2 protein-coding genes are annotated in these 1,687 nt (G+C 66.2%); both read right to left on the bottom strand.

The window, feature by feature from the left end; all coding sequences use genetic code 11:
- The coding region (locus C7450_RS33415) for an electron transfer flavoprotein subunit alpha/FixB family protein (RefSeq protein WP_110378717.1) at positions 1–932 on the bottom strand (932 nt) is incomplete at its 3' end.
- A 2-nt stretch (positions 933–934) separates the two neighbouring features.
- Entirely contained in the window at positions 935–1,684 is a 750-nt protein-coding gene (locus C7450_RS33410) for an electron transfer flavoprotein subunit beta/FixA family protein (protein ID WP_110378718.1), read from the bottom strand.
- Between the last annotated feature and the right edge of the window lie 3 nt (positions 1,685–1,687).

Here is a 1,687-nt window from a genome sequence, read left to right as displayed (position 1 = left end):
CCAAGCTCTTCGGTGAGTTCTGGCACGATAGTGAAGAGATCGCCGACGAGGCCGTAGTCCGCCACCTGGAAGATGGGCGCTTCCTCGTCCTTGTTGATGGCGACGATGACCTTCGAGTCCTTCATGCCGGCGAGATGCTGGATCGCGCCGGAGATGCCCACCGCCACATAGAGCTCGGGGGCGACCACCTTGCCGGTCTGGCCGACCTGCCAGTCGTTCGGCGCATAGCCGGCGTCAACCGCCGCGCGCGAGGCGCCGATCGCCGCGCCGAGCTTGTCGGCCAGCGGTTCGATGACCTTGGTGAAGTTCTCCGACGAGCCGAGGGCCCGGCCGCCTGACACGATGATCTTGGCCGAACCGAGTTCAGGCCGGTCGCTGGTTGCCACCTGCTCACCCTTGAAGGTGGAGATGCCATGGTCCGCCGCCGCGTTCACGCTCTCGATCGGCGCCGACGCTCCGCCTTCCTTCGCCGCGGCGAAGGTCGCCGTGCGTACCGTCATGACGATCTTCGGCTCGGCGGTCTCCACCGTCTCGATGGCGTTGCCGGCATAGATCGGATGTTCGAAGCTCTTCGGCCCGAGCACCTTCGTCACGTCCGAGATCTGCACGACGTCGAGCAGGGCGGCGACCCGCGGCAGCACGTTCTTGCCCGTGGTCGAGGCGGCCGAAGCGATCGCGTCATAGCCCCCGGCCAGGCTGACGATGAGATCGGCCAGCGGTTCGGCAAGGGCATGCGCATAGATCGGCGCCTCGGCGAGAAGCACCTTCTCCACACCCTCGAGCCTGGCGGCGGCTTCGGCTGCGGCGCGCGCGCCTTCACCGGCGACCAGCACGTGAACCGGAGCGCCCAGTTCCCGCGCCGCCGTGAGCGCCCGGAACGTGCCATCCTTCACGGTGGCATTGTCATGGTCGGCGACAAGCAATGTCGTCATGATCAGAGCACTCCTGACTCGTTCTTGAGCTTGTCGACGAGCGCCGCCACCGACGCCACCTTCGCGCCCGCCTTGCGGCCCGCCGGCTCGCTCGTCTTCACGATCGTCAGCCGCGGCGTCACATCGACGCCGAGCGCCTCGGGCGTCGTCTCGTCGAGCGGCTTCTTCTTCGCTTTCATGATGTTCGGCAACGAGGCATAGCGGGGCTCGTTGAGCCTGAGATCGGTCGTCACGATTGCCGGCAGCTTCAGGCCGACGGTCTGCAGGCCGCCATCGACCTCACGCGTCACGTCCACCGTGCCGTCGCCGATCACCACTTTCGAGGCGAAGGTGCCCTGCGGCCACCCCAGAAGCGCCGCCAGCATCTGGCCGGTCTGGTTGGAATCGTCGTCGATCGCCTGCTTGCCGAGAATGACGAGACCGGGCTCCTCCTTGGCGGCGATGGCCTTCAGGAGCTTGGCGACGGCCAGCGGCTCGACGCGGCCTTCCGCCTTGACGAGGATGCCGCGGTCGGCGCCCATCGCCAGCGCCGTGCGGATCGTTTCGGCCGACTGGGCCGGGCCGATCGACACCGCAATGACTTCGCTCGCCTTGCCCGCTTCCTTCAACCGCAGCGCTTCCTCGACAGCGATCTCGTCGAACGGGTTCATCGACATCTTCACATTCGCCAGGTCAACGCCAGATCCATCAGCCTTCACCCGGATCTTCACGTTGTAGTCGACAACTCGCTTCACTGGCACAAGGATCTTCATCGA

This window comes from Chelatococcus asaccharovorans (genome assembly GCF_003201475.1).
In the GTDB taxonomy this organism is placed as follows: Bacteria; Pseudomonadota; Alphaproteobacteria; order Rhizobiales; family Beijerinckiaceae; genus Chelatococcus; species Chelatococcus asaccharovorans.
This window is presented reverse-complemented; position numbering and strand designations above follow the sequence as displayed.